We start from the raw sequence: 23193 nt of genomic DNA, 5'->3' as shown, positions 1-23193 counted from the left end.
TGCTGCCTCACGCGGCACCGGCTATGCTGTCACCACGGCAAGAAGCCATCCGGAGTGCTCCATGAACCAACCCGTGCCGCCGCTGCCCCCGGCGAACCGCAATCCAGTCGCCAGCTTCTTCATCGGGCTGTGGGACGTGATGAATTTCACCCGCCGGTTGATCCTCAACCTGGTGTTCTTCGGCCTGTTGCTGCTGGTGCTGGTGATGTTCATCGTCGCTGCGGGCATGGGCGCTGGCGCCAGCAAGGCGCTGCAGGACCGCACCACCCTGGTGATCGCGCCGGAAGGCCGCCTGGTCGAGCAGTACAGCGCCGATCCGGTCAGCCGCGCGCTGGCCAAGGCCGTTGGTGACAACGGTGCCGAGGAAGTGCAGCTGCGCGATCTGATCCGGGTGATCGAGAGCGCGCGCGACGACAAGAAGATCGAGCGCGTGGTGCTGGAACTGGACAAGCTGCAGCCGTCCGGTTTCGCCTCGCTGCGTGAAGTGTCCGCTGCGCTGCAGGACCTGCGCGTTTCGGGCAAGCAGCTGGTCGCCTTCAGCGAGAGCATGGGGCAGTCGCAGTACCTGCTGGCCGCACAGGCCGACGAGGTCTACCTGGACCCGATGGGGTCGGTGGTGCTGGAAGGCCTGGGTCGCTACCGCCAGTACTTCCGCACCGGCCTGCAGGACAAGCTGGGCGTGGACGTGCATCTGTTCAAGGTGGGCGAGTACAAGTCGGCCGCCGAGCCGTACGTGCTCGACGCGGCGTCGCCGGCCTCCAAGGAAGCCGATCTGTTCTGGATGAACGATGTGTGGCAGCGCTACCTCGGCGACATCGCCAAGGCCCGCCGCCTGGATCCGGCGCAGCTGGCGGCCGGCATCGATACCCTGCCTGAAGGTGTGGCTGCCGCTGGCGGCGACCTGGCCAAGTTCGCCCTGCAGCAGAAGCTGGTGACCGCGCTGAAGACCCGCGAGGAATTCGAGGATCTGATGATCGAGCGCGGCGTGGCTGATGAAGACGCCGACGGTGGTTTCCGCAACATCGATTTCGGCACCTACATGGCCCAGCTCGATGCGCGCCGCAACCCGGTTGATTCGCGTCCGCAGGTCGCGGTGGTGGTGGCCTCCGGTGAAATCAGCGGCGGCGATCTGCCGGCCGGCCGCATCGGTGGTGAATCGACCTCGGCGCTGCTGCGCGCGGCGCGCGACGATGACGACGTCAAGGCCGTAGTGCTGCGTGTGGATTCGCCCGGTGGCGAAGTCTACGCCTCCGAGCAGATCCGTCGCGAAGTGGTGGCCCTGCAGGCTGCGGGCAAGCCGGTGGTGGTGTCGATGGGCGACCTCGCTGCGTCCGGTGGTTACTGGATCAGCATGAACGCCGATCGCATCTATGCCGATCCCTCGACCATCACCGGTTCGATCGGCATCTTCGGCATGATCCCGAACTTCAGCCGTGCGCTGGACAAGTTCGGCGTGCACACCGATGGCGTCGGCACCACCCGTTTCGCCGGTGCCTTCGATGTCACCCGGCCGATGGATCCGGCGGTGGGACAGGTCATCCAGTCGGTGATCAACAAGGGCTATGCCGATTTCACCGGCCGTGTCGCCGAGGCCCGCAAGAAGCCGGTCGAGGCGATCGACGAAGTAGCCCGCGGGCGTGTCTGGAGCGGTGCGCAGGCCAAGGAACGCGGTCTGGTCGATGCGTTCGGTGGCCTGAAGGACGCCGTGGCTGACGCTGCCGGTCGGGCCAAGCTGGGTGCGACCGACAAGTACCGTGTGCGTTACATCGAGAAGGCGGCGACGCCGTTCGCGCAGTTCGTCAGCGGCTTCGCTGGCAGCCACGCCGGCGCCTGGATGCTGGCCGATTCCGGCGTGGGCCGGATGATGCTGGCGCGCACGATGCCGGAAATCGATACGCAGCTGCGCTTCGTTGAGAACGCGGCCCGCGAGAAGGGCAACGGTGCACCGGTGAAGTCGCTGGCGTATTGCTTCTGCGGGTTCTGATACCCGATCCAGGATGTCCACGCATGGCGTGGATCTACTGAACGCACAACGCCCGGCCTTGGCCGGGCGTTGTTGCATGCGGGGATCTACTGCGCGTCGGCCTCTGCCTTGCGCTCGCGTTCGGCCGCCTCGTCCATGGTCTTCTGCACGCCCTTGGCGCGGTCCAGTGGTTGCTTGACTGCCTTCGCCAATGCCTGCGGTTCCGGTGGTCGTTCCGGATTCGGCGGTGCAGGGCGCTGGCACCCGGCCAGCACGGCGGCCGACAGCAGGGCGGGAATCAGGACGCGCATGGCAGCTCTCCACGAGGGATGTGGGGCCAGTGTCGCATCACGGACGGGGGACGGTCGTGAGCGCGTATCCTTGCCGCATCGAAACACAGTGGGCGCGGCCCCGGAGGACATATGACCCAGCAACGGTGGCGCCTGGACGGGCAGACGGCCCTGATCACCGGTGCCAGCGCCGGAATCGGCCTGGCGATCGCGCATGAACTGGCCGGTCTCGGCGCCGATCTGATGATCGTCGGCCGCGACCTCGACATGCTGGAGAGCGCCCGCGATGAGCTGCTGGATGTGTATCCGCAGCACCAGGTTCACGCATTGGCCGCCGATGTATCCGACGACGAAGACCGCCGGCAGATCCTGGACTGGGTCGAGGACCACGCCGATGGCCTGCACATCCTGGTCAACAATGCCGGTGGCAACATCACCAAGCCCGCCACGGAGTACTCCGAAGACGAGTGGCGTGGCATTTTCGAAACCAATCTGTTCTCGGCGTTCGAACTGTCGCGCTATGCGCATCCGTTGCTCGCGCGCCACGCGTCATCGGCCATCGTCAACGTCGGCAGCGTGTCCGGCCTGACCCATGTGCGCAGTGGCGTGGTCTATGGCATGACCAAGGCGGCGATGCACCAGATGACCCGCAACCTAGCGGTGGAATGGGCCGAGGACGGCATCCGGGTCAATGCCGTGGCGCCGTGGTACATCCGCACCCGTCGTACCTCCGGCCCGCTGTCCGATACCGACTACTACGAAGAAGTGATCGGACGCACGCCGATGCGGCGCATCGGTGAGCCGGAAGAAGTGGCCTCGGCGGTGGGCTTCCTGTGCCTGCCGGCGTCGAGCTATGTCACCGGCGAATGCATCGCGGTGGATGGCGGCTTCCTGCGTTACGGGTTCTGATCGCGGCTGCTCACTGCGGCACCGGGCAATTGCTGGCTTCCAGCACGGCCTGCAGGCGCTCGCGTTCGCCGCGCGCCGCCTGCTGATTCTCCGGTGCGACGAACCGCTCGCGACCGCGTGCATCGCGGAAGCGCTGTTGCCAGCTGCCGCAGCGCTGTGCTTCGGTCACTTCCGTGCAGCGGTCGCTGACCACCTCGCAACTGGCGGCGTTGACCGGTGTTGCCCCACCCAGGCCCTGTATGTTCAACAGTTCGCAGCGACCTGGCGCAGCCTCGTACTCATGCAGGTAGGAGCCGCCCTGCGTGTCAACGCACTGGAAGATCGCCGGTAACGGAGGCTTTGCTGGCGCGTCCTTGTCCGTTGCAGCGCCCTCACCGCGTTGGTGCAGCGTCGCGCTGTCGAGGATGGTGTCTCCCTCTGCGCTGTCGACCATGCGGGCTTCCATGATCGGACGTTCCTCGCCGGCGCGCGGGCTGGCCGACGCGGCAGTGGGCACGCTGGGCGTTGAGGTGGGGGGCGAAGTGGGCAAGGCCCTGGCGCTCGGTGGAGGAGCGTCCGGTGTGGCAGCGGCAGGCGCTGTCCGTGCCGGATCGGCCACCCGCTGCACGCGCTGCGTGCTGCCCTCGGGACAAGGCATGCGCTGGATGGTCTGCACGTCGCTGGCCGACGTGCAGCGGTAGATCACCATGTCATCGGCCAACGCGTGGCCGGGCAACAGGCCGATGGCCAGCCAGATCAGTCTTCTCATGCGAGCAGCCTACAGCCGTGGCCCATGCCCTGGTAGCTGCCAACCCTGGTTGGCACCGCTGTCTGCCACGGCGCAGGGCTCACATGCCCTGGTAGTTGCCAACCTTGGTTGGCACAGCTGTCTGCCAGCGCCCACCAAGGTGGGCCTCTACCAAAGCGCGGCACAGCCCTCAGCGCAGGGCTCACACGCCCTGGTAGCTGCCAACTTTGGTTGGCACTGCGGTCTGCCAGCGCCCACCAAGGTGGGCCTCTACCAAAGCGCGCGGCACAGCCCTCAGCGCAGGGCTCAGCCGCCGCAATCCTGCGCCAGCCGTGCATCGATGCCGCGCTGCTCGTTGCTGATCGCGGTGCGCTCGCTCTGCAGTGCGCTGTTGTAGCGCCGGTCCAGTTCCCAGCGACGGTCACGCAGGCGTGCGCACACTTCCTGCGGGGGCAGGGCGTGGCAGGTATCGCGAACCAGGATGTTGCCGGCAGGCACGTTGACGCCGACGCCCACTGACGGCGGGCGATACACCGGCGGCCCGCCGCCGATGGGGGTACCGATGGTGCTGCCGCTACCGGCCGGGCGCGGCCCTGGATGCGGTCCGGGTCGCCCGCCGCCAGGATGGCCATGCGGATACCAGACCGTCGTCCACAGCGGTACCCAGCGCGGATTCCCTTCGTTGTTGTCGCTGGTGTAGCGGTCGCCGTCTTCACTCACGCATTCGTACATCGGCTGTGGCGGCTGGATGTAGACATGGCGCACCTCGCGCTCGCGCATCGGCGATGTCTGCGCCGGTGCGGGCACTGCGGCATCGGTGCTGACCACTCGCGGCGGCGGATCGCGTGGACGCTGCAGGTCGCGCACTTCCTGGCGGCCGACAGTGCAGGGCTTGTCCTGCAGGGCGACGGCACCATTGCTGCCGACGCAGCGGTAGACCCGCACGTCGTCAGCGGCAAGTGCCGGCAACGGCAGCAGCAGGGCCAGGCACAGGACAGGGCGCAGCAGGGTCATGGGCGCAGCGTGCGCGATCGGCAACGCCGACGCAATCAGCCTGTCAGGAGCGCAGTACGTTGCCACTGAGCGCGTCGCGGATCGGCGTGGGTTGGGCCAGGCCGCCGGTCTGCCCATCGAGGATGCCGTCGAGCAGGCGCAGCAGGCGTGGGTCCAGCTCTTCGCGGCTGCGCGCGGGTGGCTCGCCGGCAAGGTTGGCGCTGGTAGAGACCAGAGGGCCACCCCAGGCCTGGCACAGTGCCGCGACCAAGGGGTGGGCGCTGATCCGTACCGCGATGCCGCTGTGTTCGCCGGTGATCCAGTCGGGGGCGCGTGCACCGGCGGGCAGGATCCAGGTGTTGGCGCCGGGCCAGCTGGCAAGCACCGCGCGCTGGCTTGCATCGGGCAGCGCCTGCAGGCGCACCCAGCCCTGCAGCTGCGACAGTTCCGCGGCCACCAGGATCATGCCTTTCTCGATCGGGCGCTGCTTCAGCCGCAGCAGCAGGTGCACCGCTGCCTCATGCGAAGGGTCGCACCCCAGGCCCCAGACTGCTTCGGTCGGGTAGGCGATCACCCCGCCACTGCGAAGCGTGGCGACTGCGGTGTCCAGTGTGAGTTCTTTCATGGCGGCGACCGGGCCCGGCGTGGGCCTTCATTATCCCCCCGCTGCGTGCACAACGGGTGGAGCAGTGGGTGCGGACCATTGGTCCGCACACCTTGGCAGATCATCCACGCATGGCGTGGATCTACTTGGCGGCTTTCTTGGCCGGGGCCTTCTTCACCGCTTTCTTGGTGGCCTTCTTCGCCGCCTTCTTTGCCGGCGCCTTCTTGGCAGCCGCCTTCTTCGGCGCGGCTTCCTTCTTCACTGCCGCTTTCTTTGCCGGGGCCTTCTTCGCGGCGGCCTTCTTGGCACCGAAGCCCTTGCGCACCGGCTTGCCGGTCTCTTCCATCAACTGCTGCACTTCGGCCAGGGTCAGCGATGCCGGCTCACGATCCTTGGGAATCTTGCCGTTCATCTTGCCGTCGCTGATGTACGGGCCGAAACGACCGTTCAGCACCTGGATGTCGCTGCCCTCGAATTCCTTGATGATCCGGTTGCGCGCGATTTCTTCCTTCTCTTCGATCAGGAACACGGCGCGGGCCAGGTCGATGGTGTACGGGTCGTCTTCCTTCTTCAGCGAGGCGTAGGTGCTGCCGCGCTTGGCGAACGGGCCGAAGCGGCCGATGCCGACGCTGACGTCCTCGCCCTTGTCCTCACCCAGCGCGCGCGGCATCAGGAACAGCTCCAGCGCGTCTTCCAGGGAAATGGTGTGCATCGACTGGCCCGGCCGCAGCGAAGCGAACTTGGGCTTGTCCTCGGCATCCTCGGCCGTGCTGCCGATGGCTGCGTAAGGCCCGAACCGGCCCAGGCGCACGCTGACCGGCTTGCCGGTCTTGGGGTCGGTGCCGAGCTCGCGCGCGCCACTGGCCTCGGCACGGTCGACCGATTCCTTCTTGTCTTCGACCAGTTCCTTGAACGGTCCCCAGAAACGCGACATCAGCGGAATCCACTCTTCCTCGCCACGCGAGACGGCATCGAGCTCGTCTTCCAGCTTGGCGGTGAAGTCGTAGTCGACGTACTGGGTGAAGTGGCTGGACAGGAACTTGGACACCGCACGGCCGACATCGGACGGGCGGAAGCTGCGGCCTTCCATTTCCACGTACTTGCGGAACAGCAGGGTCTGGATGATCGAGGCGTAGGTCGAAGGACGGCCGATGCCATATTCTTCCAACGCCTTCACCAGCGCCGCTTCGGTGAAGCGCGGCGGCGGCTGGGTGAAATGCTGGTCGGCCACGATGCGTTCCAGCGGCACGCGGTCGCCCGGCTTCATCGCCGGCAGCTTGCGGCCTTCGTCGTCATCCTCGGCGCTCTTGCTGTCCTTGCCTTCCTCGTACACGGCCAGGAAGCCGGGCACGACCACGGTGGTGCCGCTGGCGCGGAACACGTGTTCGCTGCCGGCCGACAGATCCACGCTGACGGTGTTGAGCGTGGCCGGAATCATCTGGCAGGCCACTGCACGCTTCCAGATCAGCTCGTACAGCTTGCGCTCGTCGTCGGTCAGGAACCGCGCGACCTGGGCCGGGGTACGCAGTGCCGAGGTCGGACGCACCGCTTCGTGTGCTTCCTGGGCGTTCTTGGACTTGGTCTGGTAGGTGTTGGGCTGGTCGGGCAGCGAGGCGATGCCGTAGTCACGGGCGATCACGTCGCGGATTTCGGCCAGCGCGTCCTGCGACAGGTTCACCGAGTCGGTACGCATGTACGAGATCAGGCCTACCGTGCCTTCGTCGCCGCCGATATCCACGCCTTCGTACAGCTTCTGCGCGACCTGCATGGTCTTGCGGGTGGTGAAACCCAGCTTGCGCGAGGCTTCCTGCTGCAGCGTGGAGGTGGTGAACGGCGGCGCGGGACGACGCTTGCGCTCCTTGCTGGCCACGTCGGTGACGTGCAGGGCGCCCTGTGCCGCCTGCTGGATGCGCAGGCGGGCGGCCTCGGCGGTGTCGCCGTCAGTGACGGTGAACTGCTCGAATTTCTGCCCGTCCAGCTTGATCAGCTTGGCGTTGAAGTGCTGCGAGGGGTGCGCGCACTCGGCGGCGATCGACCAGTACTCGCGGGCGATGAAGGCTTCGATCTCTTCCTCGCGCTCGACGATCATGCGCAGCGCCGGGCTCTGCACGCGGCCTGCGGACAGGCCGCGCTGGACCTTGCGCCACAGCACCGGCGACAGGTTGAAGCCGACCAGGTAGTCCAGCGCGCGGCGCGCCTGCTGGGCATCGACCAGGTCGCTGGCGATCTCGCGCGGCTGGCTGATGGCTTCCTTGATCGCGCGCGGCGTGATCTCGGTGAAGACCACGCGCTGCATCGGCTTGTCCCCGACCAGTCCGCGCTCCTTCAGGATCTCGGCGATATGCCAGCTGATCGCTTCACCCTCGCGATCCGGATCGGTTGCCAGCAGGATGTCGTCGGCGCCCTTTGCGGCCTTGGCGATCGCATCGACATGCTTTTCGTTCTTCTCGATCACGTCGTAATGCATGGCGAACCCGTTGTCCGGGTCAACCGCGCCTTCCTTCGGGATCAGGTCACGCACGTGCCCATACGAGGCCAGGACCGTGTAGTCCTTGCCGAGGTATTTGTTGATCGTCTTGGCTTTGGCCGGCGATTCAACGATGAGCAGGTGCTTGGGCATGGCAGCAGGGTCTGTGGGTAAGCCGCGGGGAAGGGCCGCTAGGGTGGAGCAAACGGCCGCATTAGTGAAGCGGCCACGGGCAAATCAATAAACTGAACGCCCGGGACTGTGCCGGGCGTTCAGGTTTCACCTTATTAGAGGAATCACGCCCGGCCTGCCATTGTCAAGCAGGGGGGTGTGAGGATGGCCGTCCGCGACGGCGCATTGGCCCTCGATCCCCGATCAGGACGCCATGTTGGCGATGACGCCGACAGCGATGATGATCGCGGCGAAACCGGCCAGCATCAGCAGGCCGCCCAGCACCAGGATCACGATGGTCACCGTGCCCAGTTCGCGACGCTGCAGCTGCGGCTGGTCGGTGTAGGCCCAGCGGTCGACCACCACGGTGTCGCAGATGAGGTCATGCAGGCCCTGCTTGCGCTCGGTGAAGGCGGCCATCAGGTAGCCGATGCACAGGGTCAGGCCACTGAGGATGGTGGCGAAATAGCGGCCGATGCTGCGGCCCAGGGTCAGGCGATCACCGTTGCCGCGCACGACCTTGATGCCGATGGCCATCTTGCCGAGGGTGGCGCCGCCACGGGAGGCATGGAACCAGCCGTAGTAGGCGGCGGCGATGAACAGGCCAGCCAGGCCACTGATCAGCTGGGTAACCACTTCCACTGCTGTTTCGCCGCTGCCGGTCGCCCCCATGCCGGCGCCGAGCACGAAGCCCAGCACGCCACCGACCACGCCGCTGGGAATCAGCAGGACGAAATAGTCGATCAGGTAGGCGGCAAAGCGCTTCCAGAAGCCCGCATAGACCACTTCGCCGCCCTGCACCGGCTGCGAATAGTCACCGCCGCCTGCACCGGGCGCAGTGTACGGCGAGCTGCTGAGGGCGCCGGTGCCCGGCAGTGGCGCGGTGCCGTTGTCGATCGCGGCGTAGTCGTTGCGCAGGTCGAAGCCACCGGTCGCGGTGGAGGTGCTGGCATCGGCCAGGGTCTGCAGGCCCAGTTCGTCCACCATCTGCCGCAGCGGTGCCCACTGTCCCATGCCTTCGCGCCAGACCAGCGTGTCCAGGGTCAACTGGCCGCGCTGGAAACGCTGGCGGATCTCGGTGACCTCCAGCGGTCCCTGGCGTTGCTGTCCTTCGGCGTAGTACCACTCAGTCATTGCATGTCCCCTGTTGGGTCGTCCTTGGTGGGTTGCCCGATGCGCGGCTCAGCCGCGGCATTGCGTGGGCAGATACTTGTCGTCGCTTTCGCCGCTGCATTCCCAGCGTCCGCTGTCGCGGTCGTACTCGAGCCACAGCAGATCGCCATCCTGGCTCTTGCCCGGAAACGCCAGCGTCGCTTCGATACCGCAGTGGCCATTGTTGAAGCGGCCGATATGCACGGCCGACAGGCCTTGGCCCGCGAATTCGTCCACGGCCGGGAAACCGGCGTCGTTGGCGCCCGGGCAACGGCCCTGGTCATCGGCGAAATGCTGCACCTTGTCCTTCAGCGGCTGCAGCGCGGTGATCGCGCCGGCGACCTTGGCCTTGATCGTGTAATCGTTGTAGGCCGGCAGCGCGATGGCCGCCAGGATGGCCAGGATCGGCACCACCACCAGCAGGGCAACGCCGCCGATGATGGCGGTCAACGCGCAGCCGGACAGGCCCTTCTTCGTGGCCGGTGCAGCGTCCATCGGCGTGGTCGCGTACGGAGAGGCAGGCGGCAGGGTCGGCGGCAGAGGAGCGGCAGGCGGCGGCGGTGCCGCAGTGACGGGTGCATCAACGGCGGGCACGATCAGGCCCAGTTCGTCGACCACATTGCGCAACGGCTGCCATTGCGGCAAGCCGTCGCGCCATACCAGGGTGTCCAGGGTGATCTGGTTGCTACGGAACAGCTCGATCAACTGTTCCGAGGGCAACGGGCCTTGCTGGCGGTTGCCTTCGGCATGGAACCACTCACTCACGGGGGACGCTCCTGAATGCGCACGGCCCCCAAGTGTACGGTCAGTGCAGGGGTTCTGGCTCGTCCACGAACATCTGCGTTTCCATCCAGGCGTAGGCCGCCTCGGCGCCGGGCTGGTTGAACAGCACCATCAGCACCACCCATTTCAGGTCGTCCAGGTCCAGTTCGTCCTGGTCCAGGGCCATGGCCCGGTCCAGCACCAGCTCGCGCTGGCCGGCATCCAGGATGCCGTGCTGTTCCAGGTACAGCAGGAAACCACGGCATTCCACATCAAGCTTGTCCAGCTCCGGGCCGTGATAGATGCGCACCGGGCCATCGACCCGGGCCTGGGCCGCGCTTGGGCGCTGCGCTGCCAGGGCATCGAGCCATTCGAATGCCTTGTTGATCTCAGTGGGGCTGAAACCGGCCTGGATCAGGCCATTCTGCAGTGAGTCGCGGTCACGGATCAGGTCCGCATCTTCGCTGAAATAGTGTTCAAACAGGTACAACAGTACATCCAGGATGCTCTCTTTCATTGCCCCTCGGCCTGCGTCGCGCGACGCTGTGGAGGTGAAGAAACTAGGGACGTCGACAGTAGCGGCCGTGTACGCACACCACGATCCCCGCAAGTTCCATGGCCAGCAGCATGGAGGACACCTCCGACGCCGTCAATCCACACTGCGTGATCAGTGAATCCATACTGATGGGGTCGTACTCCAGTGCCCGCCACAAGCTCTGGTAGTCAGCGTCGTTCGCCCAGCATGCCGGCAGGTCCGCCGGCGCTGCCTGTTCAGTGGGGGTGGCAAGCCGGGTTTGCAAGCCCGGAAGCTGGAGGCGCAATGCCGGGGCCAGCAGTTCCAGCACTTCCTCGGGGCGTTCGACCAGGGCGACCCCTTCACGGATGAGCCGGTGGCAGCCGGCTGCGCGCGGATTGAGCACCGAGCCGGGTATCGCACAGACCTCACGGCCCGCTTCAGCCGCCAGCCGGGCGGTGATCAGGGCGCCCGAGCGTTGTGCGGCCTCGACCACCACCGTGGCCAGGGCCAGCCCGGCCACCAGCCGGTTGCGCGCGGGGAAGTGGCCCGGCCGTGCGGCGGTGCCTGGCAGATATTCGCTGAGCACCACACCTTCCGCGGCGATTCTTGCCTGCAGACGGGTGTGGCTGGTGGGATAGGCGCGGTCGGGGCCGGTGCCGATCACCGCAAGGGTGCAGCCGCCTGCGTCCAACGCCGCCTGGTGGGCGGCGGCATCGATACCTGCCGCCAATCCACTGGTCACGGCCAACCCGGCCTCGACGAAGCAGGTGGCAAACCGGGCGGCGAGGGCACGCCCGGCGGGAGTGGGTGAACGGCTGCCGACCAGGGCTACCGCGGGACGCCAGGCGATGGCCGGATCCCCGGCAACGAACAGCGCCAGGGGCGGATTGGGTGCATCGAGCAGGAGGGGCGGGAAGGCCGGATCGTTGCAGGCCAGCAGATGATGATCCGGCTGCTGCAGCCAGCGCTGCGCAAGCGCGAGGGCGCGGGTGTCGGGACGCTCCAGCGCAGCGCATTGTTCCGGCGTGCAGCCGTGGGCCCGCCAGCCTGCAACGCCCAGTGCCAACGCTGCATCCGCATTGCCGGTGGTCTGCAACAGCGCGCGCCTGGGTGCCAGGGAACCACCGGCGATCAACAGGCGCAGCAGCGCCTCATGTCCATGCTCAGTCATCCCCCGACTATCGGCCCCACACAACAAAGGCGCCCTAGGGCGCCTTCGCGTATTGCTGTCAGGGTATCCCGGAGGTTGCCGGCCGATGCGGCCGGCGCCATCTGCCGAGGCCGGGCGGGGCCCGGCGCCGGATCATTTCGCGTCCGGATGCAGCGCGCTGTAGCCCACACGCACCGGCTTCACGCCCTGCATCACCAACGCATAGCTGACGTTGTCGAAGGTGCGGAAGACCATGGCATGCGCGGCGTACTCATCCGGCAGGCTGACCCGGCCGGCGCCCGTGCTGGTCGAGTCGTCCATGCGCGAGGACCCCGGGAACTTCATCCGGTGCGCCACGTGGCTGCCCTGGCGCCACAGCGAGAATACGGTGCCGTTGTCCACGCCCTGGGCGCGGCCAGCGGAAATCGCGATCACATCGCGCGGGCCGCCGGCGTTGAACATGTCGGTGACCGCCAGTACGCGCACGTCGACGCCTTCCACACCCGCTGCGGGTACATGCGGGAAGAACTGCAGGTCGTACGGCGTGGCCTCGACCGGTACCAGGCGGTCGCCGGCACGCACTTCACGGCCGCCGCTGGCGTTGTCCAGTACCAGGGTCGACGCTTCGGACTTGCCGCCGGCCACCTTGGTGATGGTGCCGGTGCCGACCTGTGCCAGCTCGTAACCCAGTACGCCACGGCGGTGGTTGGGAGCGCTGAAGGCCTTCCAGAGGTTGCCGCTGCCCGGGGTGACATCACCGTTGGCGGTCAGGTCCTCGGTTGGCTTGGGCTGGGCGTAGCGCACGGTCGGACGGACCACGGCCCAGCGTTGCCCGACCTGGGCGTCGGCCAGGCGCACATAGGCGGTCTGCCCACCGGTGGCGCGCAGGCGGTTGTCTTCCAGGCCGGCCACGTACGGCAGCTGTTCGATGCTGTCGACCACGCTGAGCTGCTTCAGGAACGGCTCGACCTGGGCCAGCGGTACGCCGGTCACCGGGGCTTCCTGGCGCGGGCCGGGCTGGGCCGTCACACGGTCCAGGTAGGCCAGGCTGAGGACGTCACCGGGATAGATCAGGTGTGGATTGGCGACCTGCGGATTGGCCTGCCAGATCTCCGGCCACAGCCAGGGTTTCTGCAGGAAACGTCCTGCGATGTCCCACAGGGTGTCCCCTTTGCGGACCACATAGGTGTCCGGGTGCCCGCCATTCACTTCCACGGCGGTAGCATAGGCAGCCACGGTCAGCATCGCCGCGGCGACGACCGTACGAAAACGAAGCAACATAGGTGTGAAGCCCTGATTCCCCAACAGGTCCGCGCACTATAGTCCAGAAACCGGGGCGCAAGGCAAGCGTTGGAGCTAGAATCTGCGACGTATGCCGGCGTAACCCGGCCCCAACCCCGGAAACTGCCATGGCTTTACTCCCCATCCTTGAGTTCCCCGATCCGCGCCTGCGTACCAAGGCTGCGTTGATCGATGCCGCCGAAGTGACCACGCCGGCGTTCCAGGAGCTGCTCGACAACATGTTCGAGACCATGTACGACGCCCCCGGCATTGGCCTGGCTGCCAGCCAGGTGGACGTGCACCAGCGCTTCATGGTCATCGACGTGAGCGAAGAAAAGAACGAGCCGCGCGTGTTCATCAACCCGGAAATCGTCGCCAAGGACGGGGGCCAGGTGTACCAGGAAGGCTGCCTGTCGGTGCCGGGCATCTTCGCCGACGTGACCCGTGCCGACACCATCACCGTCAAGTTCCTGGACCGCCAGGGGCAGCCGCAGGAACTGACCACCGATGGCCTGCTGGCGGTCTGCGTGCAGCACGAGATGGACCATCTGGACGGCAAGCTGTTCATCGATTACCTGTCGCCGCTGAAGCGCGAGATGGTCCGCAAGAAGCTGGCCAAACAGCGCAAGCACGTGGCGTGATGGTTGTTGCGGGCCGCCCTTTCGGGGTGGCTCGCGCCTGTGCGTGACGCGCGGGCTGCCTGGCGCCGGTCGACGGCGCCGTTTTTTTTCCTGCACGATTTCATCCTGCAAGTGGGGTTGCCATGAGGATTGTCTTTGCCGGTACGCCGGAATTCGCGGTGCCGTCGCTGCGCGCGGCCGCGCGTCATCACGAGGTGGTGGCTGTCTATACGCAGCCTGATCGCCCGGCCGGTCGCGGCCGTGGGCTGGCGCCTTCGCCGGTCAAGCTGGAAGCGGTCGCCCGCGGCATCCCCGTGTACCAGCCGGAAACGCTGAAGGACGAGGCGGCCCAGCAGCAGCTGCGTGACCTGCAGCCGGACCTGATGGTGGTGGTGGCCTATGGCCTGATCCTGCCCAAGGCGGTGCTGACCATCCCGACCCACGGTTGCTGGAACGTGCATGGTTCGCTGCTGCCGCGCTGGCGCGGCGCCGCACCGATCCAGCGTGCCATCCAGGCCGGTGACGAGAAGACCGGCATCTGCCTGATGCAGATGGAAGCAGGCCTGGATACGGGCCCGGTGCTGCTGCACCAGGAGCTGCCGATCGCCGCCACCGATACCGGTGGCCAGCTGCACGACAAGCTGGCCGAGCTCGGCGCGCAGGTGCTGTCCGATGGGCTGGGCCTGCTGCGTGCCGGCATCAAGCCGATCGCACGGCCGCAGCCGGAGCAGGGCGTGACCTACGCGCACAAGCTGGACAAGGCCGAGGCAAAACTGGACTGGGCGCAGGACGCAGAAGCGCTGGCCCGCACGGTGCGTGCGTTCAATCCGTGGCCGATTGCCGAGGCACTGTTGGCCGGTGAGCGCGTGCGCATCCACGGCGCGGTGGCGCTGGATGTTGCGCATGGCCAGGCACCGGGCACGGTGCTGGCCGCTGGCCGCGAGGGCATCGACATCGCTTGCGGGCAGGGCGCACTGCGCCTGCGCGTGCTGCAGCGGGAAGGCGGCAAGGCCATCACCGCCGCCGACTACCTCAATGCCCGCCGTGACCTGCGCGTGGGGGTTTGACGGGTGAGCAAGGCAAACGATTTTTCCATCGCCAAAGCGGCGCCGGGCGCAGCCACCCGCATGCTGGCGGCGCGCGTGCTGGCGCAGGTGTTCACCCGCGGCCGTTCGCTCAAGGCGGAGCTGGCCTGGGCGCTGCCGAAACTGGCCGACACCCGCGACCGTGCGCTGCTTGAAGCGTTGTGCTTTGCGGTGCTGCGCCGTCGCAGCACCTATGACGCCGCCCTGCAGGGATGGATGCAGAAGCCGCTGTCCGCGCGCGATGCCGACCTGCGCACGCTGCTGATGGTGGGCTTCGCCCAGTTGGATGTGTTGGAGCTGCCGGCCCATGCGGCGCTGTCGGCCACGGTCGATGCTGCACGCGCACTTGGCCGTGAACGCCAGGCGGGCCTGGTCAACGCGATCCTGCGCCGTGCCCAGCGCGAGGGCTTCCCCGAACAACCGGCACGCGACGCATTTCCGCTCTGGCTGGCCGAGGCCGTCGAACGCGACTGGCCGGCACAGGCCGAGGCGATCTTCGCTGCCAGCCTCCAGCCGGCGCCGTTGTGGCTGCGTGCCAACCGCCAGCAGGGCGGGCGCGACAAGATGATGGCGGCTCTGGCCGAGGCGGGCATTGCCGCCGAAGCCAGCCCGCTGAGCGCCGATGCGTTGCGACTGGCCGCGCCGGTTCCGGTGAACCAGTTGCCCGGCTTCGGCGAAGGCCTGCTGTCGGTGCAGGATCTGTCGGCGCAATGCGCCGCCGACGCGCTGGCACCGCCGACCGGCAGCCGTGTGCTCGATGCGTGTGCCGCGCCGGGTGGCAAGGCTGCGCACCTGCTTGAGCGCGACCCCAGCCTGCGATTGCTGGCGCTGGATATCGACGCCCGTCGCCTGGCGCGCGCCAAGGATACGTTCGCCCGTACCGGGGTGGGCGAAGGCGCCGAGGTCCTGGTGGCCGACGCCAGCGATCCGGGGGCATGGTGGGACGGCGTGCCGTTCGATGCGATCCTGCTGGATGCACCGTGCTCGGCCACCGGCGTCATCCGCCGGCAGCCGGACGTGATGTTCCATCGCCGTGCGGAGGATATCGATGCGCTGGTCGGCATCCAGGCCCGGTTGCTGGAGGCCTGCTGGTCGATGCTGCGCCCCGGCGGTGTGCTGCTGTATGCCACCTGCTCGATCCTGCGTGCGGAAAACGTCGATCAGGTGAAGGGCTTCCTGAAGTGGCACGCGGATGCGGAAGCGGTCGCGCTGGGTGACGCATTTGGTCTGGACTGTGACGGTATCGCTCGCCAGCGCCTGCCCGGTGAAAACGATGCTGACGGATTTTTCTACGCGCGTCTGCTAAAAAAGGCCTGACCCAACCGCTGTCCGAGCCCCCATGCTGAAAACCCGTGCGTCACGCCAGACGTGGCTGTTTGTTGTGATGGCCCTGCTGGTGTTGGGCGCCGGCTTGGGACTACGTGATCCCTGGCCCTCGGACGAACCGCGCTTCGCCCTGGTCGCCAAGCAGATGGTGGACAGCGGCGACTGGCTGTTCCCGCATCGTGGGCTGGAGCTGTACTCGGACAAGCCGCCGATGCTGATGTGGTGGCAGGCCACGCTGTACAGCGTGGTCGGCAACTGGCGTGTGGCGTTCCTGCTGCCCTCGCTGATCGCCGCCCTCGGCACGCTGTGGTGCGTGGTCGACCTGGGCCGGCGCCTGTGGACACGCCAGGTTGGCCTGTATGCCGGTTGGGCGCTGCTGTTCGCCCTGCAGTTCACCTTCCAGGCGAAGAAGGCGCAGATCGATCCGCTGGTGGTGTTGTTCATCACCCTGGCCAACTACGGTCTGCTGCGCCACCTATTGCTGGGGCCCGCGTGGCGCTGGTGGTGGCTGGGCTGGTTCTTTGCCGGCATCGGCGTGATCACCAAGGGCGTGGGCGTGATCGCGCTGCTGATGATCGTGCCAGCGGTGATCGGTTCGGCGCTGCACTGGCCGCGCGTACGGCTGCATGCGCGCGACCTGCGCTTCTGGCTGGCGCCGCTGGCGTTCGTGCTGGCCATCGCGTTGTGGCTGGTGCCGATGGTGATGACCGCACTGGCGACCCGCTCCGGCGAGTACCTGGCCTACATGGACGACATCCTGTTCCGGCAGACCGCCAAGCGCTATGCGCAATCGTGGGACCACCACCAGCCCTGGTGGTACTTCCTGGGCACCATGCCGTCGATGTGGATTCCCGCCTTCCTGGCAGTGCCGTGGGCGATCCCTGCCTGGCGGCGCCGGCTGCAGCGTCGGGACGCGCGCTACCTGTTGTTGCTGGGCTGGTGGGCGCTGATCGTGCTGTTCTTCTCGATCCCCAATGGCAAGCGCGACGTCTACATCCTGCCGGCACTGCCGATGTTCTGCCTGGCGTTGGCGCCGCTGCTGCCGGGGCTGCTGCGCCGGCGGGATGTGCAATGGCTGCTGGGCGCGTTCACGCTGCTGCTGTCGCTGGGCACGTTGGCCGCCGGGCTGGCGGCCCTGCTGGGCAAGCCCGGCTTCGAAACGCGGCTGATGCAGACGCGGGGCATCGGCAATGGCGAGATGAACGCCCTGGCCTGGGCGGCGATGGCGATGGGCGGCTGGGGTGTGGCCAGCCTGCTGTTGTTCGGGCGCGGCCGCCGCCAGCTGGCGCTGGTCTCGACCCTCACCGTCGTCTGGGTGCTGTACAGCCTGATCGGCTATCCGCTGCTGAATGATTCAAGTTCCGCCCGCGGCCTGATGCGGCACACCGGCCAGCGCATCGGCGCCGATGCGGAGCTGGGACTGGTGGCCTGGAAAGAGCAGAATCTGCTGATGGCCGACCGCCCGGCGGCAACCTTCGGCTTCAACGAGCCTTGGGATGCACAGTTGGCCGCGGCCGTGGAATGGCAGCAGTTGGCGCCGCAGCGGCGCTGGTTGCTGGTCCACGAAGACGCGCTGCTGCCGTGCATCGACCGCAGCCGTGCCGAACTGGCGGGAATCGCCAATCGCCGCCGCTGGTGGCTGGTGCCGGGCGCTGCGGTGCAGGGCCGGTGCGTGGCCAGCGCCGAAGAGCGCGAACGCGAGCGGCGACTGCAGCGCGAGGAGTAACCACTCTGGCCTGTGCTTGTCCAGACTGCCCAAGCAGCGACAAAGGCAGTAAAACGTCAACGTGGGATCGGCCGTGCCGGCGATCCCGTTCATTCCGCAGGATCGCAGCGAAAATTTTCGACGTGGCAGTTTCACAGCACAACCTGGAATCCACGGCCGGCGATCCGCTGGGTGTACCCGTTGGGGGGCGCCCGCGCGCTGCGCACTGGTTGGCGCAGATAGGCCTGTTCTGCATGCCGGCGCTGGTGCTGACCATTCCCATCAACCTGCTGCCGTATGGCCTGGTGTTGCTGGTCACGACGCTGATGGCGCCGGAACTGCTGTGGCGTGCGCGGCACATGGATATCCAACCGATCAGGGTGTTGACCTGGCTGACGCTGGCGGTGCTGGCCCTGGGCGTGCTCTCGATGGTCGTGTTCGAGCATGGCCTGCGCAACGTCGACAACCGCTCGCGATTCCTGGTGATCCCGTGGATCGCGGTGTGGGTCTGCGCGTTGCGGCCGGACATGCGCTGGTTGTGGCGTGGTGCGTTCGCCGGCCTGCTGGGTACCTTCGCGCTTGCGTTGTTGCAGGTCCTGGGAGGCGCGCCGCGCGCGGAACTGTCCACCAACGCGATCGTGCTCGCCGACATCGTGGTGATGCTGATGGTGCTGCTGGTGTTCTGCCGGCCCTCGCGACGCTGGTCGCTGGTGATCGTCGGCATGGCCGCCGGGTGTGGAACCATCATCCTCACCGGCAGCCGTGGCGTGTTCGCAGCGCTGCTGGCGTTGCTGGTGGTGCTGGCCCTCAGCCTGCGCTGGCGTACCGGCGTGGCGCGCCTGTCGGTGCTTGCCGGCATGCTGGCCATTGCTGCGACCCTGCTGCTGTCGGTGCCCGAACTTCGCCACCAGGTGCGCCTGACCGAACTGCACAGCGATGTGCAGCGCATGGAGCAGGGCGACAGCGACTCATCTGCAGGTGCCCGGGTCGAGCGCCTGCAGGTGGCATGGGATACCTTCCTCGATCACCCACTGATCGGGGTGGGCGTGGGCCACTTCGACAACGCCATGCAGCGGGTTCCGATCTGTCGCGAGGATCCGCAGGAACAGCGCTGTCATCTGGGCCATGCCCACAACGATGTCGCCGAGTGGGCGGCAACCCAGGGCGTCCCGGGCCTGCTGCTGCTGCTGGCCGTGTATGGCGTTCCCCTGTGGGTGTTCGTGCGCCTGCACCGGCGCAGCGGGCACACCACCTTCCGTGGCCCGGCTGCCGCCGGCGTGATGGTGGTGGTGTCCTACATCCTGTGCGGACTGACCCAGTCGATGTTCGCGCACCAGATGACCGCCAGCTTCTACGTCACCATCGTCGGCCTGCTGACCGGCCTGTCGATCGTGGAAGGTGCGCGACACCGGGCAAGGAACGCCCGATAGCGTCCAGCCCAGGCCGATTCCCCGTTCAGCGGTTGGGTGGGTCGGACACGGCCTGGCCGTTGCCCAGCATCCACAGCATGATGGTCTTCTGCCGCACGTAGTTGGCGCGCACATAGGCATACACCAGGCCATGCCAGCCGTCGCGGAAGCCGCCACGGAACAGGAAGCCGCGCCAGAACCGCCAGGCAGGGGCCAGCACCAGCTTGCCGAGGGTGGCCCGCTTGCCGCGCGCGAACTCGTGCTCGGCCATCATCCGCGCGTACTTCTCGGTCTTGGCCAGCTGCTGCTGCAGCGAGCGGTAAGGGAAGTGGATGAGGTCCCCACGCAGGGTGCCGACGGCGCCATCGACGCTGGCCGCTTCGTGGATCTCGCGCTTGCCGCGCCAGCCGCCGTGGCGGCGGTCGAACAGGCGCAGCACCCGGTCCGGATAGGCATTGCCGTGGCGCAGGAATCTGCCGAAGTACTCCGACAGGCGGGCGAAGCGGTAACCCGCATGACCTGCAAAACCGCCGTCGCGGGCTTGCTCGATGGCCGTGCGCAGTTCCGGGCTGACGCGCTCGTCGGCGTCCAGACACAGTACCCAGTCGTGGCGGGCCTGCTCGACGCAGAACGCCTTCTGGCTGCGGAAGCCATCGAACGGGCGCTGCAGCACGCGGGCGCCGGCAGCCTCGGCGATGGCTACCGTGGCATCGGTGGACAGGGAGTCCACCACCACGATCTCGTCGCAGAAGGCCAGCGAGGCCAGGCAGTCGCCGATGCGCCCGGCCTCGTTGAACGCGATAATGCAGGCCGAGATGCGAGGCCGTTCGATGGGAGCGGTCGTGGAGGACATGATGGCCGGGTACCTGTTGTTTGCGACGGAGCGCTATGCGCTGCCTATTCTCGCCCCGTTGGTGCAGGCCTTGCACGCTTCCGGCCAGGAAGTGGCGGCCTGGTTCGAAGATGGTGCGGCTGGCAGTCAGCTGCCCGGCGTGCCCAACATCGGCCTGAAGCAGGCCCTGGCGATGCGTCCGCGGGCGGTGTTCAGCGCGGCCAACTGGGTGCCGACTTTCCTGTCGGGGGCCAAGGTGCAGCTGTTCCACGGCTTCAACGTGGAAAAGCGCGACAGTGCGCGTGGCCACTTCCGGGTGCGCGGCATGTTCGACCTTTACTGCACGCAGGGCCCTGCCACCACCGCGCCGTTCCGCGAGATCGCGGCATTGCAGGGTCATTTTGCCGTGGCGGAAACCGGCTGGCCGAAACTGGACCCGCTGTTCCGCGATGACGGCGGCGACAGTGCCGCGCTGCGTAGTGCGGCCGGTGGCCGCCCAGTGATCCTGTTCGGTTCAACCTTCACCGAACGCTTGAGTGCCGCCCCGCACCTGCATGCGCAGATCGCGGCCGACATCGCCGCCGGGCAGCACTACTGGCTGCTGACCCTGCACCCGAAGTGCCCGCCGGACCTGTTCGAACGCTACCGCGCGCTGGCCGGCGCCAATGCGCGCTTCATCGAACCGGAACAGGTGATGGCTGCCCAGCGCGCCGCCGACGTGCTGGTATCGGACACCTCATCGATCGTTTCCGAGTTCATCGTCCAGCACAAGCCGGTGGTGACCTTCCGCAACCGCGTGCCGAAGCCGCACATGATCGATTTCGACGATCCGCAGCAGCTGCCGGCCATGCTGGCGCGCGCGCTGCATCCGGATGCGGCGTTGCAGGCGGAGATCGTGCGTTACGCCGATGCCATCCACCCCTACCGCGATGGCCTGTCCAGCGAGCGGGTGATCGCCGCCACCGAGGATTTCCTGTCCGGCGAGATGGGTGCGCTGCGTCGCAAGCCGTTCGGCAGCTGGGTGCGTGACCTGCAGATCCGCAAGGACCTGGGTTACTGGGGGCCGTCGCAACGGTGATATGGGTAGTGCCGGCCGCTGGCCGGCACCCACGGGGATGCCTGCGATTGCCGGCCAGCGGCCGGCACTACCGTAGAGCCTCGCGTGCACCAGTAGATCCACGCCATGCGTGGATGGTCAATTCAACGCTCGGCCGCTTACCAGCGCAGCTTGCGCCGCGCCAGCGCCGTCGCCAGTTCTTCCATCAACGCATGCGCACGCGCCTGCGGCAGGTAGCGCAGCGCCAACGCCACATCGCCATGCGCACCGGCGGTGTCCAGCTGCAGGCTGGCCGTACCCAGCAGCTTGTCCAGCGGTGAGCGCTGCAGGCGCAGGCCCTGCACCTTGTCCAGCTCGGCCCAGCGCCACCAGCGCTTCCACCAGCCGCCGCGCACCGCCACAAACTGGCCGTCCAGGTGCCAGCCCATCCGTGCCATCTGCCGGTGCGCGATCAACAGGCTGACTGGCAGCCAGGCCAGCAGTGCCAGCGCCGGCAGGCCCCAGCGCCAGTAAAGAGCGGCGGTCAGCAACGGCACCGTCAGCAACGTGGACAGCGACAATCGCCACCAACCGCGTTGCGGTATCGGCTGCCACTGCTGTGGCGGCCATTGCAGCTGCGGCAGCAGGTGGCGCACCAGCCCGTCGCAGGCGCTGGCGCCAGCCAGCGGAGCCAGCTCGCGCAGCGCGCGGTCGTCGTCGCGCGAGGGGCCACCGGCGGCGCTGTCGATGCGCAGCTGGCGCAATCCAAACCAGCGCTGCAGGGTGCTCTCGCCCAGCGTCCATGCCTGGATGCGGCGGCGCGCGACGCTGCTGCGGGTGCGGCTGAGCAGGCCGGTGGAGACGGTCAGGCGCCGTTCGCGCTCGCTGAGGGTGAAGCCGTGGTAACGCAGCAGCGTCAGCACCACCGACAACACTCGCAGCAGCAGCCAGCCCAGCAGCAATACCGCGGCCAGCAGCACCAGCCCACCGGTTACCCCGGTGTGCAGATGGCTGGCGTAGCCGAAGGCCTCGCGCCCGCCGCGCTGGATGGCATCGTCCATCACCGGGCGCGGTACGGTCTGGAACAGAACACCGAAGGCGGCGATCGCCAGTGCCCAGCCACGGTTGGACAGCAGGCCCATGCGCAGCACATCCCAGCTCGACAGGCGCAGCAGGACCTGCTCGTCGTCGGACGGCACGACACTGGCAGCCGGCGCGCCGCCCGGCGTTGGTTCGGGCGCCTGTCCACGCTGGCGCACCAGCTGTTCCAGGGCCAACGCCTGATCCAGCCGCAGCACCCGCATCTCCGCTTCCGGGCGCACGCCACCGGCCGATTCCAGGCGCAGTTCGGCAACCCCGAACAACCGATGCAACGGGTTCTGCCGCACTTCCACGTTGTGGATGCGGGCGAAGGGAATCTCGCGCCGGTTGCGCGCCAGCAGGCCGCTGCGCACGGTGATCGCATCGTTGCCGATGCGGTAGCGGTAACTGAGGTACTGCAGTACCGAGACCAGCACCAGCGCGGCGATGGCGGTGAGCGGGATCAACTGTGCCCACATCGGATCGCGGTCGCTGCGTTGGCCGAACACCAGCAACGCGACCAGCGGCAGGAGATAGTGGCGCAACTGCATCAGCAGCACGAACAGCCACGACCACGGGTGCAGGCGATGCTCTTCGCCACCGTTGGGCAGCGACGGCGGCAGGGGCGGTGGCAGGCTCACAGGGCGTCGGCGTCCTGGTCGAGCTGATGGGCCAGGGTGTCACGCAGGCGCTCGGCATCGGCTTCGTCCAGGCCGTTGACGGTGACCGCACTCAGGCGGGTGCCGGCGGTGTGCACGATCAGCGTGGCCAGGCCAGCACGCCGCTCCAGCGGTCCCCGACGCAGGTCCAGGTGCTGCACGCGCGAAATGGGAATGCGGGTCTCCAGCTGCCACATCAGGTCGCGGCGCAGGCCCAGGCCCTGTGCATCCAGGCGCCAGCGGGTGCGGGTCAGGCGGCGATGGCCGATCCAGCCACCGAAGGCGAGGCCGACCAGCAGGCCCAGCGAGGCAGCCCACAGGCCACCGGGAAGATCGAAGAACCACCAGACGGCCGCCAGCGGTGCGCCGGGGATGAAGAGTCCGCCGAAGGCGCCCTCCAGCGCCGCCAACCGGGCAGCGCGTCGCGGCAGGGGTTGCCAGTGGTCGAGGGGCAT

General features: G+C 67.5%; 21 protein-coding genes. 8 read left to right on the top strand and 13 right to left on the bottom strand.

Translation table 11 applies throughout. The features are described from left to right. The first annotated feature begins 61 nt into the window (after nucleotides 1-61). Complete coding sequence (sppA, locus tag QP457_RS19215; protein WP_205405562.1) at nucleotides 62-1984, top strand: signal peptide peptidase SppA; 1923 nt, start codon at nucleotides 62-64, stop codon at nucleotides 1982-1984. 86 nt (nucleotides 1985-2070) lie between these two features. Here the strand turns inward: sppA and QP457_RS19210 are convergent, their stop codons facing one another. Then, nucleotides 2071-2274, bottom strand: a complete 204-nt coding sequence (locus QP457_RS19210) for a hypothetical protein (RefSeq protein WP_180165378.1) — start codon at nucleotides 2272-2274, stop codon at nucleotides 2071-2073. Nucleotides 2275-2385: 111 nt separating this feature from the next. Between QP457_RS19210 and QP457_RS19205 the strand changes: the two genes are divergently transcribed. Then, entirely contained in the window at nucleotides 2386-3162 is a 777-nt protein-coding gene (locus QP457_RS19205) for an SDR family oxidoreductase (RefSeq protein ID WP_025879399.1), read from the top strand. A gap of 10 nt (nucleotides 3163-3172) precedes the next feature. On the opposite strand, the gene QP457_RS19200 is transcribed toward QP457_RS19205, so the two are convergent. The 9 genes from QP457_RS19200 to QP457_RS19160 form a co-directional block, all read right to left on the bottom strand. Beyond that, nucleotides 3173-3910 carry a hypothetical protein gene (locus tag QP457_RS19200; RefSeq protein ID WP_180165380.1) on the bottom strand — a complete coding sequence of 246 codons (738 nt, stop codon included), beginning with the start codon at nucleotides 3908-3910 and terminating at the stop codon, nucleotides 3173-3175. A gap of 285 nt (nucleotides 3911-4195) precedes the next feature. Then, the gene (locus QP457_RS19195; RefSeq protein ID WP_205405561.1) at nucleotides 4196-4903 is read right to left on the bottom strand and encodes a DUF4124 domain-containing protein; all 708 of its coding nucleotides are present in this window, start codon (nucleotides 4901-4903) and stop codon (nucleotides 4196-4198) included. 43 nt (nucleotides 4904-4946) lie between these two features. Continuing rightward, complete coding sequence (locus QP457_RS19190; RefSeq protein ID WP_205405560.1) at nucleotides 4947-5507, bottom strand: Sua5/YciO/YrdC/YwlC family protein; 561 nt, start codon at nucleotides 5505-5507, stop codon at nucleotides 4947-4949. 121 nt (nucleotides 5508-5628) lie between these two features. After that, complete coding sequence (locus QP457_RS19185) at nucleotides 5629-8106, bottom strand: DNA topoisomerase I (RefSeq protein WP_180165393.1); 2478 nt, start codon at nucleotides 8104-8106, stop codon at nucleotides 5629-5631. A gap of 222 nt (nucleotides 8107-8328) precedes the next feature. Then, complete coding sequence (locus tag QP457_RS19180; protein WP_100553741.1) at nucleotides 8329-9258, bottom strand: RDD family protein; 930 nt, start codon at nucleotides 9256-9258, stop codon at nucleotides 8329-8331. A 48-nt stretch (nucleotides 9259-9306) separates the two neighbouring features. Further along, complete coding sequence (locus QP457_RS19175; RefSeq protein WP_180165403.1) at nucleotides 9307-10041, bottom strand: GYF domain-containing protein; 735 nt, start codon at nucleotides 10039-10041, stop codon at nucleotides 9307-9309. Between the two features lie 40 nt (nucleotides 10042-10081). After that, the gene (locus QP457_RS19170) at nucleotides 10082-10555 is read right to left on the bottom strand and encodes a DUF494 family protein (protein ID WP_025879062.1); all 474 of its coding nucleotides are present in this window, start codon (nucleotides 10553-10555) and stop codon (nucleotides 10082-10084) included. 43 nt (nucleotides 10556-10598) lie between these two features. Further along, nucleotides 10599-11726 (bottom strand): DNA-processing protein DprA, encoded by a 1128-nt coding sequence (gene dprA, locus QP457_RS19165; protein ID WP_205405581.1) that lies wholly within the window; start codon nucleotides 11724-11726, stop codon nucleotides 10599-10601. Nucleotides 11727-11858: 132 nt separating this feature from the next. After that, nucleotides 11859-12986, bottom strand: a complete 1128-nt coding sequence (locus tag QP457_RS19160) for a LysM peptidoglycan-binding domain-containing protein (protein ID WP_205405559.1) — start codon at nucleotides 12984-12986, stop codon at nucleotides 11859-11861. A gap of 128 nt (nucleotides 12987-13114) precedes the next feature. On the opposite strand from QP457_RS19160, the gene def reads away from it, so the two are divergent. The 5 genes from def (at nucleotide 13115) to QP457_RS19135 (ending at nucleotide 19152) form a co-directional block, all read left to right on the top strand. After that, nucleotides 13115-13627, top strand: a complete 513-nt coding sequence (def, locus tag QP457_RS19155) for a peptide deformylase (RefSeq protein ID WP_025879059.1) — start codon at nucleotides 13115-13117, stop codon at nucleotides 13625-13627. 122 nt (nucleotides 13628-13749) lie between these two features. Then, a complete protein-coding gene (fmt, locus tag QP457_RS19150; protein WP_205405558.1) occupies nucleotides 13750-14673 on the top strand; it encodes a methionyl-tRNA formyltransferase in 924 nt (307 codons plus the stop codon). A gap of 3 nt (nucleotides 14674-14676) precedes the next feature. Beyond that, a complete protein-coding gene (gene rsmB / locus QP457_RS19145) occupies nucleotides 14677-16008 on the top strand; it encodes a 16S rRNA (cytosine(967)-C(5))-methyltransferase RsmB (protein ID WP_205405557.1) in 1332 nt (443 codons plus the stop codon). 22 nt (nucleotides 16009-16030) lie between these two features. Then, a complete protein-coding gene (locus tag QP457_RS19140) occupies nucleotides 16031-17743 on the top strand; it encodes a glycosyltransferase family 39 protein (protein WP_205405556.1) in 1713 nt (570 codons plus the stop codon). Between the two features lie 233 nt (nucleotides 17744-17976). Then, on the top strand, nucleotides 17977-19152 hold the full coding sequence (locus tag QP457_RS19135) for an O-antigen ligase (RefSeq protein WP_240196595.1): 1176 nt from the start codon (nucleotides 17977-17979) through the stop codon (nucleotides 19150-19152). Nucleotides 19153-19177: 25 nt separating this feature from the next. Here the strand turns inward: QP457_RS19135 and QP457_RS19130 are convergent, their stop codons facing one another. After that, nucleotides 19178-19984 (bottom strand): glycosyltransferase family 2 protein, encoded by an 807-nt coding sequence (locus QP457_RS19130; protein ID WP_205405555.1) that lies wholly within the window; start codon nucleotides 19982-19984, stop codon nucleotides 19178-19180. On the opposite strand from QP457_RS19130, the gene QP457_RS19125 reads away from it, so the two are divergent. Continuing rightward, nucleotides 19983-21041 (top strand): CDP-glycerol glycerophosphotransferase family protein, encoded by a 1059-nt coding sequence (locus QP457_RS19125; protein ID WP_205405554.1) that lies wholly within the window; start codon nucleotides 19983-19985, stop codon nucleotides 21039-21041. The two genes, QP457_RS19130 and QP457_RS19125, sit on opposite strands and share 2 nt — an antisense overlap. Nucleotides 21042-21178: 137 nt before the next feature. On the opposite strand, the gene QP457_RS19120 is transcribed toward QP457_RS19125, so the two are convergent. Together QP457_RS19120 and QP457_RS19115 are read right to left on the bottom strand one after the other, a co-directional pair. Continuing rightward, nucleotides 21179-22720, bottom strand: a complete 1542-nt coding sequence (locus QP457_RS19120; RefSeq protein ID WP_205405553.1) for a PH domain-containing protein — start codon at nucleotides 22718-22720, stop codon at nucleotides 21179-21181. Next, nucleotides 22717-23193, bottom strand: coding sequence for a PH domain-containing protein (locus QP457_RS19115; protein WP_100554223.1), 477 nt, complete (start codon nucleotides 23191-23193; stop codon nucleotides 22717-22719). Before QP457_RS19115 ends, QP457_RS19120 begins: the two co-directional genes overlap by 4 nt.

This window comes from Stenotrophomonas sp. As-7 (assembly GCF_030291015.1).
In the GTDB taxonomy this organism is placed as follows: Bacteria; Pseudomonadota; Gammaproteobacteria; order Xanthomonadales; family Xanthomonadaceae; genus Stenotrophomonas; species Stenotrophomonas lactitubi.
This window is presented reverse-complemented; position numbering and strand designations above follow the sequence as displayed.

What these genes read in the sequence shown, in the direction of transcription:
- sppA (WP_205405562.1), top strand. Translation starts at nt 62, where the DNA reads ATGAACCAACCCGTGCCGCCGCTGCCCCCGGCGAACCGCAATCCAGTC.
- QP457_RS19210 (WP_180165378.1), bottom strand. Translation starts at nt 2,274, where the DNA reads ATGCGCGTCCTGATTCCCGCCCTGCTGTCGGCCGCCGTGCTGGCCGGG.
- QP457_RS19205 (WP_025879399.1), top strand. Translation starts at nt 2,386, where the DNA reads ATGACCCAGCAACGGTGGCGCCTGGACGGGCAGACGGCCCTGATCACC.
- QP457_RS19200 (WP_180165380.1), bottom strand. Translation starts at nt 3,910, where the DNA reads ATGAGAAGACTGATCTGGCTGGCCATCGGCCTGTTGCCCGGCCACGCG.
- QP457_RS19195 (WP_205405561.1), bottom strand. Translation starts at nt 4,903, where the DNA reads ATGACCCTGCTGCGCCCTGTCCTGTGCCTGGCCCTGCTGCTGCCGTTG.
- QP457_RS19190 (WP_205405560.1), bottom strand. Translation starts at nt 5,507, where the DNA reads ATGAAAGAACTCACACTGGACACCGCAGTCGCCACGCTTCGCAGTGGC.
- QP457_RS19185 (WP_180165393.1), bottom strand. Translation starts at nt 8,106, where the DNA reads ATGCCCAAGCACCTGCTCATCGTTGAATCGCCGGCCAAAGCCAAGACG.
- QP457_RS19180 (WP_100553741.1), bottom strand. Translation starts at nt 9,258, where the DNA reads ATGACTGAGTGGTACTACGCCGAAGGACAGCAACGCCAGGGACCGCTG.
- QP457_RS19170 (WP_025879062.1), bottom strand. Translation starts at nt 10,555, where the DNA reads ATGAAAGAGAGCATCCTGGATGTACTGTTGTACCTGTTTGAACACTAT.
- dprA (WP_205405581.1), bottom strand. Translation starts at nt 11,726, where the DNA reads ATGACTGAGCATGGACATGAGGCGCTGCTGCGCCTGTTGATCGCCGGT.
- QP457_RS19160 (WP_205405559.1), bottom strand. Translation starts at nt 12,986, where the DNA reads ATGTTGCTTCGTTTTCGTACGGTCGTCGCCGCGGCGATGCTGACCGTG.
- def (WP_025879059.1), top strand. Translation starts at nt 13,115, where the DNA reads ATGGCTTTACTCCCCATCCTTGAGTTCCCCGATCCGCGCCTGCGTACC.
- fmt (WP_205405558.1), top strand. Translation starts at nt 13,750, where the DNA reads ATGAGGATTGTCTTTGCCGGTACGCCGGAATTCGCGGTGCCGTCGCTG.
- QP457_RS19140 (WP_205405556.1), top strand. Translation starts at nt 16,031, where the DNA reads ATGCTGAAAACCCGTGCGTCACGCCAGACGTGGCTGTTTGTTGTGATG.
- QP457_RS19135 (WP_240196595.1), top strand. Translation starts at nt 17,977, where the DNA reads ATGCCGGCGCTGGTGCTGACCATTCCCATCAACCTGCTGCCGTATGGC.
- QP457_RS19125 (WP_205405554.1), top strand. Translation starts at nt 19,983, where the DNA reads ATGATGGCCGGGTACCTGTTGTTTGCGACGGAGCGCTATGCGCTGCCT.
- QP457_RS19130 (WP_205405555.1), bottom strand. Translation starts at nt 19,984, where the DNA reads ATGTCCTCCACGACCGCTCCCATCGAACGGCCTCGCATCTCGGCCTGC.
- QP457_RS19115 (WP_100554223.1), bottom strand. Translation starts at nt 23,193, where the DNA reads ATGCCCCTCGACCACTGGCAACCCCTGCCGCGACGCGCTGCCCGGTTG.